Source organism: Bradyrhizobium ottawaense, from assembly GCF_900099825.1.
GTDB lineage: Bacteria > Pseudomonadota > Alphaproteobacteria > Rhizobiales > Xanthobacteraceae > Bradyrhizobium > Bradyrhizobium ottawaense_A.
Genome location: NZ_LT629693.1, coordinates 6,087,218 through 6,104,728 on the forward strand (window position 1 = coordinate 6,087,218; position 17,511 = coordinate 6,104,728).

The window sequence follows — 17,511 nt, forward strand, 5'->3', positions numbered from 1 at the left end:
TCAGCCAAGACGGAGCGGGCTTAAACCTCAAAGGCCCGACGGCCTACAAAGCCGCGGCGCCAACGGAAAACCAGCTTCAGGCCCAAAAAGCGGCAGCGGATACCCAGAAAGCCGCGAATGACCTCATTGCCGCCAGCGATCTCGTGAAGCGGGATGGCGTGGCGCTCCAGAATGCAAAAACTGCAAACGACCTGAACCTGGTCGGCCAGCTCCAGACCAAGATCGATGCCGATAACAAGGCGGTGGTGACGGCCGGCGCCATCATGCTGGCCACCTCCACGCTGGTTCCGCCGACCGAAGCCGACACGGTGAAGAAGGTCGCGAACCTTCTCAACGACAGCATCAATGCTGCCAAGACCAATGTCGATACCGGGAATGCCTCGGCCAACGCCGCGCCGGCAAAGCCGCAGCCGTCGCAATTGCAGATCGACACCACGAATGCCGCCGCCGCAACGGCAGCCACCGCCGCGAAGGCTGCGGTCGACGCCAATAGCCAGGTTCTCGCGCTCACCGCCACGCTCGGCAATCGTCCCACCAATCCCGACGATCTCAAAAACGTGAATCGGACCATGGCGGAGTCCGCGGTCGTCACCGCCAAGGCCAATCTGGCCAAGGCGCAGTCCGATCTGGTGGCAATGTCCGCAAAGGGTGCCAGCGCCTATGACATCCAGGGCCAAAAGGACCTCATTGCAAAAGCCCAGACCAACGTGACTTACCAGACAGCCATGGTCGCGAATGACTATGCCGGAAAGGCCGTCAACGCCGACACCGCTAGGGCTGATCTGGCGACGGCCAAGGCCGTTGTCGATGGGTTGACGAAGGCCTATGGCAGCAACCGTCCTGCGGATCCGCAGCAGCTCACGACGATCAATACGGCGATGGTCGTTCAAGCCCTAGCCCAGGACAAGGCCGATATGGCCCTTGCCGACGCGACCGCGGTGCGGTTGGCCGCGAATGGCGCCAGCAAGAGCGACGTCCAGACTCAAACGGACCTGGTCGCGACCAAGCAAAAGGACATGGCTAATATCCTCAAGGTCAATCCGCAAATCGTGGCGGCGGCGGGCGTGGCAGCCAACACCGATCCCGCGATCGTGGCGAAGGCGCTCGCTGGTCTGGTCGCAGTAGCGGCGACCCAAACGTCCACAACGGTGCAACTCACCAATGCGCAGGTGCAGTCGGCTCTGGCGGCCGTGCAGCAGTTAAAGACTGCGGCGAATGCGACCCGCCCGGCGGGGACGACTTCCGCCAGCGCCGCGGAAGCCTCGGCGATGTTGAATACCCTGACCAAGGCCGCCGCGACCTATTCACTCAAGTCATTGGATACGCCGGTGGCCGCAACCGCGGCTTCATCTGGATCGGTTGTCACACAGCCGGCATCAGCCACGCAGGCCGCAACGGCCAAGATCGTGGCTACGACGCAGACGGCACCTGTCGTCGACAAGTCCGAACTTACGCCCGCCGTCGTGCAGATGCTGGTGCAGTCCGGTCCCGCGACCATCCAGGCCATGCAATCCGCGCAGCAGGCGGCGCTGGCCAAGGGCGACAAGGCACTCGCGGACGGATTGGGCAAGGACATCGTCAATCTGCAGGCCCAGGTTGCCGCGGCAAAGGCGATGCCGCCAGTCGAGACAGCGAAAACAGTTGCCGCCACGACGGCCGCGACCACGGCGCCCGCCGTCGGAGCCGCGGTTGCCGTGAAGCCGGCATCGTCGCCCGCTGTGATGGCGAACGCTTCCCCGGCCGTCACGGCGCCCGCGGGCGCTTCGGCGACAACAACGACCAAGCCCGGTGAATCGTCGGCGCCGGCCAAGATTTCCGATGATCAGAGCAAGGCGGTGCATCAGGCGCTGCAGACGATTCCGGGCGATCTGACCAAGGCCGAGCAGAAGAGTTTCGCGGCGCTGTCGGCGATGGTGGACCGCGCCACGGCCAAGGGATTGACCGCCGAGGAAGCGACCTATCTGAAGGAAGGGATCGAAGCCCTCGCGGAGAAGCATCCGAAAGCTGAAAAGCAGAACGGGCTGACAAGGATCGCCAACACGGTCGCCACTCAAAAGCCTGCGGTTGCGACGGCAGCTCCGGTCGGAACAGCCGCGGCACCGCCGGTTACTGCGGCCGCGCCTGCAGCGAGTGCCATGCCGTCGGTAGCGCAGCCCGCGCAGTCGCGTGCCCCTGAGCAGGTCATGAGCAAGCCGGAAGCACCGAAGTCGGCTTCCGCGACACCTGCAATAACGGTGCAGCCGACGACGCCAAAGACGGAGATGCGCAACGAACCCAAGGCGGCCGTCGCATCGACGACGCCGGCCGCGATCTCACCGCCTACGCCGGCAAAACCTTCGCCGACGCACGAGGTGCATGTCGAACCCCATCCGGCTGTTGCATCGAGAGCTGTGCCTGCCGCCACTCCGGCTCCGGTGGCACGTGTGGAACCGGCAAAGATGGCGACGCCTGCCGTGAGAGCTGCACCTCCGGCGGTCGCCGCGCCGAGGCCGCCGGCCGTTGCAGCGGCCAAGCCGCCGGCACCGCCAGCGGCGAAGCCCCAGAGCTGCTCACCCAACATGGTGAACGGAAAGATGATGGGCATGACATGCCATTGAGTTCGCCGCGGTACGTCAGGCCGACTGCGGCGATGCATATTTGTATCACGAAAAAATTTTCCGCACTGACAACAGCGTTTGCGTCGGATCGCTTTGACATCAAGACGCGAAACACATGTGTTGAATTCTCCAAGAAAAAAGCGGGGCTACTGTGCGTTCAAGCAAATTGATTTTCGGTGCCATTGTTGTGGGCGCATGTGGAACCGGAATCGTCCCTTCATCCGCGGCAGACATGCAGGTGAAGGCCATCGCGCAGTCGCTCGATCAGACGTGGAACATCAGCTACAACAGTGAAATCCGCTATTTCAGTTGGCAGAATTCGCGCGGCTTTCCCGCTTCGGTGCCGCCGCTGTCCGGCACGGGACACGGCACGCAGGTCTACGCGCCGATGTCGCTTTCGTTGACGGGCAACACCAGTCCCAACTGGAAATTCGAGTTCGTCGTGCGCGGAGGTTTCGTATCGTCGTCGCAAACGACGTCCGGCGAGCGCGGCTCGGTCGACACGCCGGTTGATACGCAGCTATCCGGCACGGTCACCTATAATGGTCTCACCGGCATCCAGCCGTATTTCTCGATGCTGATCAATTCACCGACGGGCAAATCCGCACTCTACGGTGCCGCGCGTTTCGCGCGCATGGACGGCGATCTCGTCGATCAGGGCACCTATGGCGAAGGCTGGAATTTTGGCCCGACCGCCGGCGTCAACATTCCGCTGTCGCAGTCGCTGATCCTCACGCTGTCGGGCGGCTACACCCAGCGCAACCCCTATGCCAAGGAATCGCAGAACCCGTTCACCGGACTGGTGACTGACACGGTCAGCGTCAAGAATGGTGACGAGGCGACGGCGACGGCGGCGCTCGGGTATGCCCAGGGTCCGCTCTCGCTGCAGGGCTCGGCGTCGTATTCCTACGACCAGGTTTCTCAATCCAGCCAGTTCGGGCTGCAGGATTACAATCTTTACCGGGTCGGCCCGCGCACCACGATTTCCGGCAGCGGATCCTATGCCTTCAACGAAATGTGGTCGGTGTTCGCCAACGGCTTCTGGACCCACACTGAAAAGAACAATGTGCTGGACAATAACGGCCTTGCACTCATAACGGAGCCGTTCAATTCCAACAGCAATCTGTACCGCATAAATACCGGTTTGAATTATCGCTTCGCCAACGGCTTCACCGTCGGCCCGACCGCCAGCCATCTCTATCGTGACCACGACGGTTACGATCCGACGACGTTCAGCTTCGTGCCGGCGAAATCGCGCTACGCGGTCGGAGCCGCCGCCAACTACAACGTCACCAACAAGATCAATATCAACGGCAAGGTCGAACGGGTCTGGATCCGGGAAAATGAAAACCCGGGGCCGCCGCCTTTCGTGCCTGTCGTCCCGTTCCTGTCGGGCGACGCATGGGTCGTGGCCGGCGGCGCCACCGTGAACTTTTGAGAGGGTAACATGAGCAAATACGTCAACATTCCGCTGTTCGCTCTCGCTCTCGCCGCGACTATTTGCACCGGCCCGGTCGAGGCGGGTCAACTCGCCTGCGCGCCAGGGCTCGAAAACGTTGCAGGTACCTGCGTGACCGCGGGCCTTGCCGCATCGACGCAGCTTCGCGGCACGCTGATGAGCCAGCTCAAGATCGGCTACAACCTGCCGATCCCGCCGCGCAAGGATACGATGTATCCGCGGAACTTCGACGTCAGCCGGTTCGAGTTCAGTCAGCCGGGCAACTTCAGCGTCGAGACATTCCCGCCATCGCCGTAGAGTCGCGTCGGCTGCCTGCCAGTCGCTTAGGCGTCGTTGACGTTGTGCCGTTGAGAATCGTAACATCGCGCTCGACGCTGATGTCCGGGCAGCGGCTGGAACATCATCCGCGCGTCAGATGGAAGAAGGGAGGTGGTCCGTGACCCCGATCGATTTGTCGTGCGGGATTTGCCGCTTCCGGATGCGGATTTTCATTGCCACTTCTGCAGTCTTCCGGGTCTGTTTATGGTTCGTGAGAACTCTCTCGCGACCTCGGGTTTAGCCACGAGGATCGTATCGAACATGCGCGTCGCATGGGGTGGATGTGCGATCGGGTCGTGGAAGCTGGCGGGACGGCGATCGCCGACTTCGTTTGTCCGACACCGGATAACCTCGGCCAACATCTTGCTTGCTGCGGGTTGCGTGAGGTTCAGCGATGCTGCTGCCGCCCGTAACGAACTTGATCGGCAAGCAGTACCAGCAACTGGAAGTGCCTTATTCGCAACGACACGAACGTTCGCAGCCATGATCTCGTCGGATGTTTAAAAGTAAAAAGCGGATGACTTATATCTTCGTCTCCCTCCGGTGTGGGCCGCCTTGTTGGGTTAGGTTGATTGCGCTGTAACAGTCCTTATGGACGTCCATAAGCACAGTACTCAGACTGAACGGTTAGAGGTCGTCGAGACGGGCCGGCGGCGGCGTTGGTCCGACGATGAGAAGCTTCGGATCGTGTTGGAGAGCTTGGAGACGCCGCGTGCGATCTCGTCGACAGCGAGGCGTCATGGCATTTCGCGCTCATTGCTGATGACGTGGCGGCGCGCCTTGCCGTGGACCTGAAAAACGCTCTTGGCCAAGTCGAGGCCGATCGTGGTAATCTGCATAGCGGATGGCTCCCATTTTGCTCGTGAACGCCTGATGGCCTTCACACTTTGGCACCCAGATGCCGTGAGCGGGAGCCATCCACCTCATCTGTTGATCGGGGTAGAGCAGAAGTCTCGTTTCGGGGCCGTCAGGACCGTTGTTGACCCTCAGCGGAAATGAGTTGGTCAAAGTTGGCGAGCAATAATTGGCAATCCAGAGGTCGGCTTGGTTGACCATCGTCTAACGAACGGATTTTCGCACTTTCGTTGGTGATCAATCCGTTGGGGGTAGTTCATTCGGCTAATGGTCTAACTCAATTGAGCTATTGACCGGGCCGTGCTCCGGAAGCTGTTATATTAGGCCTAGACAGATAAATCCGCGCCACCTTGCTTGACCAGCTATTCTTGGTGCGAACATGAAACTCACCGATTTCGAATTGATGTCTATCGACGAGCTTTGGGCTCTTCACCTCGAAATAGATGTGGTTCTGACGCGCAAGATATCTGCGAAAACAAATCAACTTGGCCGGCGACTGCGACTATTGGAGTCAGGTGCATCTGAAGCAAAAATTGAGCGAGAACGGCGTCCCTATCCAAGAGTGCTCCCTAAGTACCAAAACCCGGAAAAACCGTCGGAAACTTGGGCGGGCCGTGGTAAGCAGCCGCGGTGGCTAACTGCTCAACTCAGATCCGGGAAAACGCTCGAGGACTTCCAGATTCGACCTAAGCGTCTCATCGGAAAGTCGCGCACGCGAAGTCGCCGGAAGTCCAAGCCGGCATTGATGGCCGCTTGATCGGACAATCGTGCTCATCCTAGGAGCTTGATGGTAAATTAGCCGTCAAAGCGCCTGTTAAGCCTAGACTTATGAGCCTACAGGATGATGGTTGTTTCACGTCGGAAGAATTGATTTCCAAGAAGTATGTCGGTGCTGAATCGGCACTTGTGATCGAGGGGACTAACGAGCAGCATCTCTACAATTGTAGGAGGAACGTGACCGCAACATTGAAGAGAAATTTCAAATACAGAGCGTTGTTTAGTGACTTAGCTTCAATCGGACATAGAGACGAGTGTGCGGGAGATTCAGGACCGCACTTCTGTTGGAACCTCAGGAAATCCGAGACTCCCGAAAACAGGCAATCCAAAATTATCGAAATAAAATGCGCCAAAGGAAAGAATTGCATTTCGTATTCGATAGAAGCCGAAAGTTGTTCGCAGGACCCCAGTGAAGGCAGCCTTGATGCTATTGAGAATGGCAAGTGCCGCCACTTCGTAACTTCATCTCAAAAAGTGCTTTCCTCAATGACCTTAATCCTCGCCGATGGGGAAAAGATTTTGTTCGCTCAGAAAGCTCTGGAGGGCTTGATTGCGAGCCGACCCGCAGTGTCAACCGGATTCTTAGCTTCCCCCGCTCAGCCTTCAGGACGCCGATAGGCAAGTTCGGTGGCCAAGACTTCTCCGAAGCGAGGCGGCTGAAGCAGCTTGAGGGGAAGCTGTTGGCTGACTCGATGCTGGATACTCCGCGTTGAAGGATCTGCTGTAAAAAATGGCGACGCCCGCTGTCAAGCGAGAGGCCGTCGCCCATCTTCGGCAAGCGCACGATATGAGTGAGCGGCGGGCGTGTCCGGCACTAAGTTTGAGTTGGTCAATCAACCTCAAAACGACAAAGACACTTGGTTTGTCGATCTGAGTCAGAGGGCCGACGAGGTGATCTGAGTAACGGCAGCTTTGCTGCGGCGCATGAGTCCGGAATTGGCACTTTTCGGACCACCAGCGATGTCTGGCATCATCCGACCATCGCCGGGCGTCGATCACGAGCGAATGGGCGCACCGGTAGTCGCCGCAGTAGACGAGAAGCCGGCGGTGGCCGGACGCCCGCATTTCCCCGAGAGTGATTTTCTGTTCACGCGTGCCAAGTTCAGGCCCGTTGGAGCACGGCCTATCAAAGCGCGGCCCGGGGCGGTTAGGGCCTCTGGGGCTCGCCGAATTAATGTTTCTTAGGTCGACTCCCGGACGGATGGGGAATCTACTGATCCCCATCACCGCACCTCGCAACCAAATCGGTTTGCGAAGGTTCGTGATTTGGGGGTGACGGTTAATAGGAGGCGCATCCATGTGCGATTACAGCTTACATGCGGTCGCGACACGTCCCGCTGAGGTCGCGGAAACCTTGGTCTCGACCAACTTTTCTACCGGGACTCACGGCTTTGCGAGCCCTGACGATCCGAAAGTCGCGGTCTGCCTTCGTCCTGGGACCGAGATCGCATTCGAGAATGACGTTCAAACTGACGGCATGATGTTTCGCAAGAACATCGGCGTTCGATTAGCGCGGTTTCGCCAAATAAACCTCAAGCAGCCATATCAACATCACGACGCGCTGGAATTCTCAAACGGTGCAATCGTTCTTGTCACTGACCTCGCTGCGGGGCAAAGGGCTACGGTACTGCAATTGCCTGCGAGCCCAATCGAAGAAAGGCCTCAGGCGTCCCAACCTGCGGCCCGGCATGAGACCGCCAACGTCTGATGGACAAAAAAAGCCCCCGGAGCGATCCGGGGACTTGGGCCTTACAAGTGGGTGCATGCGGATCGGAGGCGGCGATCGCGCCTGACGATCGCCGCCACACGTTGAACGGTTAGCCCGCCGGTTCACGCCGGCGGCATTCTTACGATGTAGTGCGTGACAGACCTAAGCTGTTGCCGCGCGGTTTTAATAAGGAGTGGCGACGTGGCGACGGGCACCTGTGGCCCTGCAGCCACTAAACCTTTGTTCCTGCAACGGAACCGCGCATTTCGATTTACAGCGGACCTAACGAGTCCTTAGCTCTGGTCACCCGGCTGGGTACATTGTTTTAACGTTCAAATTTTTCAAAACCCGGGCGAGCCGCAGCGCGAAAATGCCTGCGGCTTTTGCTTTGAGACACGCGCAATCGCCTCACGAGGTGGCACATCCGGACGAGGAGAGGTGAGGGCGGCCGGTTACCCGAGCTGTCTCGCCGCACTGTCTGTCCCAGCCCCGTCGGCGCTGGAACAGGTCAGAGGGAGGAGGTCAGGATGTTAAGTCGAACAATTCGGCAGGCCACCGAAGTTAATCGTCTATGATCACTAGGCGAGCCCTGAACCTTGGTCGGGTCCCGGAAACGCTTCGATCGTAGCTTGGACCGGTGGGTTTTGTCGGCCTGAGTTGAAAAATTAAATTTGTTCAACGGTTGTTTGGAGGAGCGGTGATCCGCAGCTTGCACCCAACACAAGTGATGGAGGGGTGTCCTGTCAACCACATTGATTTTGTTTGTTTTTTCGCGGTCGAGATAACCAAACCCACGGTCTCGCCTACGGCATTGAAAGTCATGCCGTCGCGCAGGTCAGTTAGACCCAACCCCGGCGGTCGGACGCCGGGCAGAGCATTTCCGCTCTGCCCAAGCAGCTCAGACATCAACCTGTTCCGCACTTGCCAGCGCGTCATCAACCTCGATGCCGAGATAACGAACCGTACTTTCGATCTTGGTGTGTCCGAGCAAGAGTTGGACGGCCCTGAGGTTGCCTGTTCGTCGATAGATCAAGGTAGCTTTTGTGCGGCGCAGTGAATGCGTCCCAAACAGTCTCGGATCCAGTCCTATGCTGCCGATCCACTCCGAGACGAGGCGGGAGTATTGGCGGGTTGTCATACTGCGCTCGGGACCGCGATGACCGGTAAACAAGAACTCGCCAGGCCGTTTGCCGGTCGCCCGCAGATAGTCATCGACCGCCTGCCGGGTCTGTTCGCTCAATTCAAATCTGACAGGCCGCCCGGTTTTCTTTTGCCGGACAGTTGCGCGATCGGCGGTATATCCGCCTGCGGCGATATCCTCGACGCGGATTGCGACGACATCACAGCCACGAAGCTTGCTGTCGATTGCCAGATTGAACATTGCCAGATCCCGAACGCGGCCCTCGATCTGAAGCTTTGTCCGGATCGACCAGACGTGTTTTGGTCGCAGCGGGGGCTTGGCCCCAGTCAGCTTTCCCTTGTTCCACGGGACTCGCTTGGGTGCGGGGGCAGCATTCACTTGATCCTGCATGGCCATACTCCTCGGCTCAGTTACAGAGGCGAGTAGCATGTGCCACCAGATTAGGGATTAGGGTTGGTATCAGGCCGGTTTTCGGACCACCGGCCGGGCGGAAAACGCCCTTTGACGTTTACCCCTCTGGCCATGTCCGCTCCTGAGGGGGATAACAGACACCTCCGTTACCACGGGCGACTTCCGAGTCTGTGAAGGTTTGCGGATGGCGGCCCCATGGAAGACGGAATCGTGACGGTCAGTGACAAGGGGACCGGGCAGGGATCGGTGATCTCACCGCTTCTGGCCAATCTCTACTTACACTACGTTTTCGATCTCTGGGCCGAGCGCTGGCGACGGCGTGAGGCAGCGGGCAATATGATCATCGTGCGCTACGCCGACGACCTCATTGTTGGCTTCGAGCACGAGACCGACGCCCGTCGCTTCCTCGACGAGATGCGTAAGCGGTTACAGGAGTTTGCACTGTCGCTTCATTCGGAGAAGACCCGGCTGATCGAGTTTGGACGCTTCGCGGTGGAAAACCGCAAGCGGCGCGGGCTCGGCAAACCGGAGACCTTCACCTTCCTGGGCTTCACCTTTATCTGCAGCAAAACTCGTCGGGGCAAATTCCAAATCAAACGAAAGTCCCGGCGCGATCGCATGCAGGCAAAGTTGCAAGCCATCAAACAGGAACTGCGACGGAGCATGCATCAGCCGATTCCCCAGCAGGGAAGATGGTTGCAGCAGGTCGTCACCGGTTACTTCAACTACCACGCGGTGCCGACAAACAGTTCGTCACTGTCCGCGTTCCTATTCCACGTTACCAATCTCTGGCGGCGAACGCTGCAGTGGCGGAGCCAAAAAGATGGGATGACCTGGGAGCGGATCAAGCGGTTGGCCGACCACTGGCTCCCGAAACCGCGAATCCTTCATCCGTGGCCAGAGAGTCGCTTCGCCGTCAGACACCCAAGGTGGGAGCCGTATGCCCGAATTGGGCCCGTACGGATCTGTGCGGGGGGCGCGAGGTAACTCGCGTCCCTACCGCGAAAGTGGTCTGCCGACGGCTAAACTGACGCGATTGACCCGACTCGGACCTCCCGGCATGTCCGCTTTTCCGCCGCTTGTGCGGACTAAGCTTTAGAAATTCATCGGGTGATAGCTTCGCTTGGCCTTGATATCGCGCAGCGCCCAGTGAGACGGTCGCCGTGTCTAGATCTAAGTCCCCAGCGGTGAGGTGGGTGCTCTGCCATCGTCGCTGCGCAAGAACGATGTCATTGCTATCAAGCACGGCAAGAGACGTTCAACCCCCATCAAAGCTCCGCAGTGCGGTTTGCGGCGTGAGTCTGGCCGAGGGACTACGCCAAGGTGCCAGGAGATCAGATTTTGTCCGAACGCTTGCCGCAATACCGGCACATTGAGGACTGTTGCTGAAACTTGTAGGTGGAGGGGTGGCCTTGGGCGCGCGTCGCGACTCTACCACTGCTCGGCTATTAGCGTCGCAGCTGGGGATTGTCGGATGTACACTCTCTTCGGCGGCGGACGCGGCCGGTCTTGGAGGGGTTGCTGAATTTAGAAGGCAATTCCCTTCAAGACCGCGCGTCTATCGGTCAAGGTGCGCGCCTTCACGTTCCAAATGCTGGGAAAGAATCGGCATATCCCCGAGTCAGTGGTTGAGATTGATTTTTGGGGTGGGTGAGGCGCCCGGGTCTGGTGCATGATGAAACGATTTTTATTTGCGGCGATCGTCTCTGCCGTTCCGGTGTGCCTGATCTCAGCGCAGGATGCCAAGGTTTCTGTCGATATGATCGGCATAGGGGGCATGAATTGCACTCACTGGCGGTCGACGAAAGAGCATCTTCTGGAGGGTACCGTCTGGATTTACGGTTTCTGGACCGGACTCAATTACGTTGCTGCGGCGCGTGGTCAATCACCAGCGAAAATCAATATGTCGGCGATTGTGGTCGAAGTCGAAAAAACATGCGCTCAGCAAACATCGCAAACATTAGCCAGCGCCGTATGGACGACGTATCTTGGGTCTAAAAAGTAGCTATCCCGCGACCCTAAAATGCGAGAAACGCCCCGCCACGCACGATTTCAGCCACGCGGGATAAGGTTGACCGGAGTACGATAGAACTCCTTACTGTCTGCGTCAGTAACTCGCACGGCACATCTCCTCGAACGCAGCTCAGGACGGACGATGCAAAGCTCGCTCGCGAGACTATCAGCCTTATCGATCGCGATTTCTGTGTCTTCGAGGATCATGCCACCCTGGTTTTTGAAATCTTCGCCGATGACGAGATCAAAATTGAAGTAGGGCATTGGAACCACCTGCCAAGTTTTCAACTGTCGAAAACTAACGTGAGTCGGTTGGTTCCCTCATTACAACTCTACTCTTCGCATCTGATTGTGGTCGCGTGTTGCGTTTTGGCATCGCGACCGCATGATAGCGTGCACATCGCTCGGGGTCTGTTTCGGTTTATTCATCGGCGGGCTGTCGTTGGTCTTTCTTTTTTCTTTCAACGTCCCCAGTGATGGTCATATGTGCACGCAGCCGCAGCCGCAGCCGCAGCCGTTAAGATTTTGTTAACCTTGCCGTAGCAAGACTTCGCGCGTCATCGAAAGGAGGACTGTCATGTCAAACGTGGAAGAGAAAATTCGCGAACGTGCCTACCACCTCTGGATCGCCGATGGTCAACCTCAGGGCCAAGCGGACATTTATTGGCTGAATGCTCAGCGGGAAATTCTGACAACGTCACTTGAGGGTTCAAATACCGCGCATATGGATTTGGTATCGGCCACGCCGAAGCCCGTAAAAAAGGTGAACGTCACCCGCTCCGGAAAAAGCAAAACCCGCGCTGCATAGTTCCGCCCGAGCCACGGGACAAAAGCGTAACTTTAACGCCATGTGCACCCGCGGGCGGGATTCTTCCTTGGTCAATTTCCAGGTTTTTAGCGCTGTAGCAGCCTAGGGCAGTGCCGCGGGGCATGGGTCCGGTCGTGGCACAAAGCGTCAGTTTGCGCGGTGCAGCGGCATGTCCGGAGTTGGGGGTAAAGCCGACCTGCCGGTTGAACGCCCGGACTTCTCAGTTTGACCCCATAGGCGACATCGAGAGACCAAATCACCGCTGGCATGTTGGCTTCTGGGCAGGGCTAAGTGTTATCGGCCGGATGAATTGGACCGGTCTTGCGGGTCCCGCCCTATTATTAAGTTAACTTTTTTTGTTGGGAACGAAAACTCGCGTTCCGCGTGGAGTCCTGAAAGGAAGCGGCAGGCAGAACTCGGGAGAGTTCCAGATGCCCAGATTCTATTTCCATAAGCACTTAAATGGGCAAACGGTGCCGGACCGTCGAGGCATTTCGTTTCGCAACGAAAACGAAGCATGCGCCCACGCCGTTCGCTTCACGCCTTTGGCTCTCAGGAAATCGGTCAGCGGCGGGAAGAATACCTACCTTGCCTGGGAGGTGTCGGACGGCGAACGCACGATTTATATTGTGAGAGGAAACGTCGTCATAGAGAAGCGCTAAGGCCCCACCTCGGTCGCCTCACTTGACGCAAAAGCGGTTCGCCCGGTTGACCAATGGCTTCTCAAAGAACACCCATCACGCCGCAGCGGTCAGCCTGTACGTGACCCACTACAACCTTTGCCGTGTCCACGAGGCCCTGCGGACCACCCCGGGCGTTGCTCTTGGTGTGTCCGATAGGGTGTGGTCCTAATTCCAAGGTCGCGGGTGTCAGAATCAAAAAGGGCCGCATTAGCGCGACCCTACCGGTAGAAATTTGCTGGTGATGAAAAGCAGCCCCCGGCAAGAGCAAGCTTAGGGTTTTTCCACAAATGTTAGTATCCGTATCAGTACGGTGTTCAATTACCGGAACCCACGAGTGTCCTAATCTGCCGTCTCGGGTGTCCTAATTAGGACAGCCCCCGGGACTGGGTACTGGCCCCTTTCCATCCAATGACTTGATTAGTGGTCCCTTTTAGAGTGGCCCCTTTTGGGACGCCGCCCAAAACCCCATGTTCTGAACGGGGCGCTTTGGAGAGTTCATATGCGCACCGAAAAACAGAATTTTCGCGGCTACGAAATCCAGGTCACGAACAACCCCGCCCTTTGGCAGGCAGCGATTTATCGGACAAGCCCGACACTGCCGGAGATTGATTGGGTGGCCTTGAACATTCGAGCCGCTAGCGCTTCACCAGCATTTCAGGAGGCAAAGCAGGTGATCAACCGTGTCTTGTCGCCTATCAGGGGGAAAATAACGAGCGAAAAGGCATAAGGCCGCCTCAGTTGACGGCCTCTTTCATTTTGTTGATGTGAGATCATGTCGCTTGTTGGCACGAAACAGACATGGCCAGATGTCCGTCTTGAGTGTGCGCCGTGGAAAGGCGGCGCTTTCCAGTGGGTGTAAGTCCCACCCGGCAACCGCTCCAGCCGGAAGCAACCGGAGCAGTCATGGAGGTAACAAAGTGGCTGAAGCCTTCGGTATGCGTGTCACGAATTGGTGACAGCGCGAGTGTGCAGGCCGTAACGCGAGTAAACGCCGAGCAAACCTCGAAAAGGACGATGCGCAGGCCGACCCGACCACTCTTTCGGGGAAGGCTGATACGGTTGGGTGCAAGAGCGAATTAATACTCCCAGCCGCTGCGCCGGGGTAGTGGCGACGGCATGTACACAAGGAAAGCGTACGCAACACGGGAAGCCCCATGGCGTGGCCAGCGATGACCAACCGAACGCCCGCGAGGGACAGGTCGGGCGCCTTGGGGTGGCGGAGAGGTTCGCAGTACCGCTGAAGCCGGGTAACGCCGGTGGAGGGAAGGGACCTCAGTTCAAGACAGACGCAACAAGTAGTGAGGGATTTGGAGATTGGGTAACCTATCAACTCCGAAAACTGTTCAGAAACTGCAGAAGGCGTTGCACGCGAAAGCGAAGGCAGAAGCCGGCTATCGGTTCTATGCCCTGTACGACAAGATCAGCCGCGAGGACATTCTGGCCCATGCCTATGCCCAGTGCCGCTCCAACAAGGGCGCACCGGGTGTGGACGGTCAAGACTTTGCGGATATCGATGCGTATGGCGTAGGGCGATGGCTTGGCGAACTGGCGCTTGCGCTCCGGGAGGAAAGCTACCGACCGGATCCTATCAGAAGAGTGTTCATCCCGAAGGCCAACGGCAAGCTCAGGCCGCTGGGCATCTCGACCGTGCGGGATCGGGTCTGCATGACGGCAGCGATGCTGGTGCTGGAACCGATCTTCGAAGCCGACCTTCCACCCGAACAGTACGCGTACCGTCCTGGGCGAAATGCCCAGCAGGCGGTAATTGAGGTGGACCGGCTGCTGTTCCGAGGCCATCCGGAAGTCGTTGACGCCGACCTCGCGGACTACTTCGGGAGCATCCCCCATGCCGAACTACTAAAGTCGGTAGCGCGCCGGATTGTTGATCGGCGCGTGCTGCATCTGATCAAGATGTGGCTGGAATGCCCCGTAGAAGAAACCGATGATCGAGGAAGGAAGACACGCACGACCGAAGCCCGGGACAACCGGCGAGGCATCCCGCAAGGGTCACCCATCTCCCCACTACTGGCGAATATTTACATGCGCCGGTTTGTGCTGGGATGGAATATGCTCGGGTTGGAGCAAAGCCTCGGCTCTCGTATCGTGACCTACGCCGACGATCTCGTGATCCTGTGTCGGAGAGGCAAAGCCGAAGAAGCCTTGCAGCAACTGCGCAAGATCATGAGCAAGCTGAAGCTCACGGTCAACGAGGAGAAGACACGAATCTGCAGGGTTCCGGAAGGTGAGTTCGACTTCTTGGGCTACACGTTCGGACGGATGTTCTCAGAGAGAACCGGCCAGGCGCGCCTGGGATACCGGCCATCGAAGAAGAGCATCAAGCGCATGGTTGAGAAAATCCACGCACTGACAGACCGAACGGGGACATGGCAAGAAACCACAAAGCTGGTGGGCAAGGTGAACCGCACGCTGCGCGGATGGTCGAACTACTTCCAAGTAGGCACTGTCAGCAAGGCGTATCGGGCACTCGATAGCTACACCGCGATGCGGTTGCGCCGGTGGTTGCGCATCAAGCACAAGGTCAGGCGACGCAAGGGCGGGACCTATCCACTCCCGCATCTCTACGGGCACTTCGGGCTCGTACGGCTGAGCATGCTTGGGCACGACGTGCCGTGGGTGAAGGCGTGACGTTTTGTCCGAGAGCCGGATGCGGGAAATCCGCCTGTCCGGTTCGATGAGCGGAGTGTGAAAACGGGGGCCATGGTCGAACCAGTAAGGCACCGCCAAACGAAAGGGGCGGAAACAGATATGTTCGAACCTAAAACTACCGCGTCACACTTCGACTCTACCCGCTTTTGGGGGGTATAGCGGAGTGCGCCGGGAGACCGGCAAGGAGTAGATGGTGGAAGTCCATCACGATGAAGGAGTAGCGAACCGCATCGACCCCGAGTCATGCGCAGATGCCCGCGAGGGCCTCGGCGAAGCGTTGACAGGGGAGCGCATAGGCCAGCCATTGAGCCGCGAAAGTACCCTCATTCTGGGTGCCGACGTCGTTCCGGTGACGGAAGGCAACACGGATGGGCGCGATAACGCGAGCGCCCAGACGGCCCGGCGTGGTCTTAGACACTGGCATGTGCGCACGCTCTTTGCTTGGGAACCGGGAGATCTCATGGTCGGCCAGCACCAGTATGCGTGCTGCACTGGCCCGCGTCGGGAAGGCGAGGAGCCGTAGCCGATGATGTACGATCATGAGAAGTCTGACCCCGCCATAGTAGCTGTGAAGCCAACGAACAAAGCCGGGCAACCGGCTGTGGAGTTGGGGGAGCCAAGGGCGGGGGCCGAGGGGAATGTGCGTCAGCAAAGCACGGGCCGGGCACAGTACCGGGGAACCGTGTCACAGGCGCTGGAGCGCATACGGCAAGCCGCAAGGCAAAGGAAGAAGGAGAAGTTCACCGCGCTCTTCCATCACGTCAGTATTGACCATCTCGCAGAGGCATTCTCTGAACTCAAGGGGAATGCTGCAGCTGGAGTGGATGGGCTGACATGTCGGGATTACGAGCAGCACCTTGAGCGCAATCTTGAGGACCTGCATGCTCGCGTCCATCGGGGAGCGTATCGGGCACTACCGTCGCGGCGGGTTTACATACCCAAACCGGATGGTCGGCAACGCCCGATCGCGGTCGCCGCCCTTGAGGACAAGATCGTCCAGAGGGCCACGGCTGCGGTGCTGAGCGCGATCTACGAGGAGGATTTCCTCGGGTTCTCGTATGGGTTCCGACCCGAACGCAGCACGCACGATGCGATGGATGCGCTCATGGTCGGGATCACCAGCACAAAGGTGAACTGGATACTGGACGCTGACATCCGCTCGTTCTTCGACACGGTGAGCCAGGAGTGGCTCATCAGGTTTGTAGAACATCGCGTCGGCGACCGACGTATCATCCGCCTGATCCAGAAATGGCTCAAGGCAGGCGTCCTGGAAGACGGAATCGTGACGGTCAGTGACAAGGGGACCGGGCAGGGATCGGTGATCTCACCGCTTCTGGCCAATCTCTACTTACACTACGTTTTCGATCTCTGGGCCGAGCGCTGGCGACGGCGTGAGGCAGCGGGCAATATGATCATCGTGCGCTACGCCGACGACCTCATTGTTGGCTTCGAGCACGAGACCGACGCCCGTCGCTTCCTCGACGAGATGCGTAAGCGGTTACAGGAGTTTGCACTGTCGCTTCATTCGGAGAAGACCCGGCTGATCGAGTTTGGACGCTTCGCGGTGGAAAACCGCAAGCGGCGCGGGCTCGGCAAACCGGAGACCTTCACCTTCCTGGGCTTCACCTTTATCTGCAGCAAAACTCGTCGGGGCAAATTCCAAATCAAACGAAAGTCCCGGCGCGATCGCATGCAGGCAAAGTTGCAAGCCATCAAACAGGAACTGCGACGGAGCATGCATCAGCCGATTCCCCAGCAGGGAAGATGGTTGCAGCAGGTCGTCACCGGTTACTTCAACTACCACGCGGTGCCGACAAACAGTTCGTCACTGTCCGCGTTCCTATTCCACGTTACCAATCTCTGGCGGCGAACGCTGCAGTGGCGGAGCCAAAAAGATGGGATGACCTGGGAGCGGATCAAGCGGTTGGCCGACCACTGGCTCCCGAAACCGCGAATCCTTCATCCGTGGCCAGAGAGTCGCTTCGCCGTCAGACACCCAAGGTGGGAGCCGTATGCCCGAATTGGGCCCGTACGGATCTGTGCGGGGGGCGCGAGGTAACTCGCGTCCCTACCG

15 protein-coding genes and 4 pseudogenes are annotated in these 17,511 nt (G+C 58.5%); 16 read left to right on the forward strand and 3 right to left on the reverse strand.

Annotated features, from left to right (window positions below; genetic code table 11):
• Window positions 1–158 precede the first annotated feature (158 nt).
• The 8 genes and pseudogenes from BLR13_RS28370 to BLR13_RS28405 all read left to right on the forward strand — a co-directional run bounded on the left by BLR13_RS28370 (window position 159) and on the right by BLR13_RS28405 (window position 7,714).
• Window positions 159–2,597, forward strand: a complete 2,439-nt coding sequence (locus tag BLR13_RS28370) for a hypothetical protein (RefSeq protein WP_143039636.1) — start codon at window positions 159–161, stop codon at window positions 2,595–2,597.
• A gap of 232 nt (window positions 2,598–2,829) precedes the next feature.
• Complete coding sequence (locus BLR13_RS28375; RefSeq protein WP_074817056.1) at window positions 2,830–4,035, forward strand: hypothetical protein; 1,206 nt, start codon at window positions 2,830–2,832, stop codon at window positions 4,033–4,035.
• A gap of 9 nt (window positions 4,036–4,044) precedes the next feature.
• The gene (locus BLR13_RS28380; protein ID WP_074817054.1) at window positions 4,045–4,353 is read left to right on the forward strand and encodes a hypothetical protein; all 309 of its coding nucleotides are present in this window, start codon (window positions 4,045–4,047) and stop codon (window positions 4,351–4,353) included.
• 248 nt (window positions 4,354–4,601) lie between these two features.
• Window positions 4,602–4,787 (forward strand): annotated as a pseudogene (locus tag BLR13_RS28385) (adenylyl-sulfate kinase); the annotation flags it as partial.
• Window positions 4,788–4,965: 178 nt separating this feature from the next.
• Window positions 4,966–5,094: pseudogene (locus tag BLR13_RS28390) on the forward strand (IS66-like element accessory protein TnpA); the annotation flags it as partial.
• A gap of 514 nt (window positions 5,095–5,608) precedes the next feature.
• The gene (locus BLR13_RS28395; protein ID WP_074817052.1) at window positions 5,609–5,986 is read left to right on the forward strand and encodes an H-NS family nucleoid-associated regulatory protein; all 378 of its coding nucleotides are present in this window, start codon (window positions 5,609–5,611) and stop codon (window positions 5,984–5,986) included.
• 640 nt (window positions 5,987–6,626) lie between these two features.
• Window positions 6,627–6,814, forward strand: a pseudogene (locus BLR13_RS28400) (IS3 family transposase); the annotation flags it as partial.
• 489 nt (window positions 6,815–7,303) lie between these two features.
• Entirely contained in the window at window positions 7,304–7,714 is a 411-nt protein-coding gene (locus BLR13_RS28405) for a hypothetical protein (protein WP_074817049.1), read from the forward strand.
• A 675-nt stretch (window positions 7,715–8,389) separates the two neighbouring features.
• Here BLR13_RS28405 and BLR13_RS40515 read toward each other — a convergent pair.
• The gene (locus BLR13_RS40515) at window positions 8,390–8,620 is read right to left on the reverse strand and encodes a hypothetical protein (protein WP_143039635.1); all 231 of its coding nucleotides are present in this window, start codon (window positions 8,618–8,620) and stop codon (window positions 8,390–8,392) included.
• A complete protein-coding gene (locus BLR13_RS28410; RefSeq protein ID WP_074831010.1) occupies window positions 8,613–9,245 on the reverse strand; it encodes a tyrosine-type recombinase/integrase in 633 nt (210 codons plus the stop codon). The genes BLR13_RS40515 and BLR13_RS28410 overlap by 8 nt, the downstream gene beginning before the upstream one ends.
• Window positions 9,246–9,461: 216 nt before the next feature.
• Between BLR13_RS28410 and BLR13_RS28415 the strand changes: the two genes are divergently transcribed.
• Together BLR13_RS28415 and BLR13_RS28420 are read left to right on the forward strand one after the other, a co-directional pair.
• Window positions 9,462–10,253: a reverse transcriptase domain-containing protein gene (locus BLR13_RS28415; protein WP_074817046.1), complete on the forward strand. Its 792-nt coding sequence runs from the start codon at window positions 9,462–9,464 to the stop codon at window positions 10,251–10,253.
• A gap of 685 nt (window positions 10,254–10,938) precedes the next feature.
• Window positions 10,939–11,271, forward strand: a complete 333-nt coding sequence (locus BLR13_RS28420) for a hypothetical protein (protein WP_091976795.1) — start codon at window positions 10,939–10,941, stop codon at window positions 11,269–11,271.
• Between the two features lie 47 nt (window positions 11,272–11,318).
• Here BLR13_RS28420 and BLR13_RS28425 read toward each other — a convergent pair whose 3' ends face one another.
• Window positions 11,319–11,543 carry a hypothetical protein gene (locus BLR13_RS28425; protein ID WP_074817040.1) on the reverse strand — a complete coding sequence of 75 codons (225 nt, stop codon included), beginning with the start codon at window positions 11,541–11,543 and terminating at the stop codon, window positions 11,319–11,321.
• Between the two features lie 313 nt (window positions 11,544–11,856).
• Here BLR13_RS28425 and BLR13_RS28430 point away from each other — a divergent pair, with 313 nt between their 5' ends.
• The 6 genes and pseudogenes from BLR13_RS28430 to ltrA (BLR13_RS28460) all read left to right on the forward strand — a co-directional run bounded on the left by BLR13_RS28430 (window position 11,857) and on the right by ltrA (BLR13_RS28460) (window position 17,496).
• Window positions 11,857–12,087, forward strand: coding sequence for a DUF2934 domain-containing protein (locus BLR13_RS28430; protein WP_074817037.1), 231 nt, complete (start codon window positions 11,857–11,859; stop codon window positions 12,085–12,087).
• A 431-nt stretch (window positions 12,088–12,518) separates the two neighbouring features.
• Window positions 12,519–12,749 carry a DUF6894 family protein gene (locus BLR13_RS28435; RefSeq protein WP_074817034.1) on the forward strand — a complete coding sequence of 77 codons (231 nt, stop codon included), beginning with the start codon at window positions 12,519–12,521 and terminating at the stop codon, window positions 12,747–12,749.
• A 28-nt stretch (window positions 12,750–12,777) separates the two neighbouring features.
• Window positions 12,778–12,936: pseudogene (locus BLR13_RS42680) on the forward strand (transposase); the annotation flags it as partial.
• 333 nt (window positions 12,937–13,269) lie between these two features.
• Entirely contained in the window at window positions 13,270–13,497 is a 228-nt protein-coding gene (locus tag BLR13_RS28445) for a hypothetical protein (RefSeq protein ID WP_074817032.1), read from the forward strand.
• Between the two features lie 587 nt (window positions 13,498–14,084).
• Window positions 14,085–15,416 carry a group II intron reverse transcriptase/maturase gene (gene ltrA / locus BLR13_RS28450; protein WP_143039567.1) on the forward strand — a complete coding sequence of 444 codons (1,332 nt, stop codon included), beginning with the start codon at window positions 14,085–14,087 and terminating at the stop codon, window positions 15,414–15,416.
• A gap of 547 nt (window positions 15,417–15,963) precedes the next feature.
• Window positions 15,964–17,496, forward strand: coding sequence for a group II intron reverse transcriptase/maturase (gene ltrA, locus BLR13_RS28460; protein WP_171944925.1), 1,533 nt, complete (start codon window positions 15,964–15,966; stop codon window positions 17,494–17,496).
• Window positions 17,497–17,511: the final 15 nt, after the last annotated feature.

What these genes read in the sequence shown, in the direction of transcription:
- BLR13_RS28375 (WP_074817056.1), top strand. Translation starts at nt 2,830, where the DNA reads ATGCAGGTGAAGGCCATCGCGCAGTCGCTCGATCAGACGTGGAACATC.
- BLR13_RS28380 (WP_074817054.1), top strand. Translation starts at nt 4,045, where the DNA reads ATGAGCAAATACGTCAACATTCCGCTGTTCGCTCTCGCTCTCGCCGCG.
- BLR13_RS28395 (WP_074817052.1), top strand. Translation starts at nt 5,609, where the DNA reads ATGAAACTCACCGATTTCGAATTGATGTCTATCGACGAGCTTTGGGCT.
- BLR13_RS28405 (WP_074817049.1), top strand. Translation starts at nt 7,304, where the DNA reads ATGTGCGATTACAGCTTACATGCGGTCGCGACACGTCCCGCTGAGGTC.
- BLR13_RS40515 (WP_143039635.1), bottom strand. Translation starts at nt 8,620, where the DNA reads ATGTCTGAGCTGCTTGGGCAGAGCGGAAATGCTCTGCCCGGCGTCCGA.
- BLR13_RS28410 (WP_074831010.1), bottom strand. Translation starts at nt 9,245, where the DNA reads ATGCAGGATCAAGTGAATGCTGCCCCCGCACCCAAGCGAGTCCCGTGG.
- BLR13_RS28415 (WP_074817046.1), top strand. Translation starts at nt 9,462, where the DNA reads ATGGAAGACGGAATCGTGACGGTCAGTGACAAGGGGACCGGGCAGGGA.
- BLR13_RS28420 (WP_091976795.1), top strand. Translation starts at nt 10,939, where the DNA reads ATGATGAAACGATTTTTATTTGCGGCGATCGTCTCTGCCGTTCCGGTG.
- BLR13_RS28425 (WP_074817040.1), bottom strand. Translation starts at nt 11,543, where the DNA reads ATGCCCTACTTCAATTTTGATCTCGTCATCGGCGAAGATTTCAAAAAC.
- BLR13_RS28430 (WP_074817037.1), top strand. Translation starts at nt 11,857, where the DNA reads ATGTCAAACGTGGAAGAGAAAATTCGCGAACGTGCCTACCACCTCTGG.
- BLR13_RS28435 (WP_074817034.1), top strand. Translation starts at nt 12,519, where the DNA reads ATGCCCAGATTCTATTTCCATAAGCACTTAAATGGGCAAACGGTGCCG.
- BLR13_RS28445 (WP_074817032.1), top strand. Translation starts at nt 13,270, where the DNA reads ATGCGCACCGAAAAACAGAATTTTCGCGGCTACGAAATCCAGGTCACG.
- ltrA (WP_171944925.1), top strand. Translation starts at nt 15,964, where the DNA reads ATGATGTACGATCATGAGAAGTCTGACCCCGCCATAGTAGCTGTGAAG.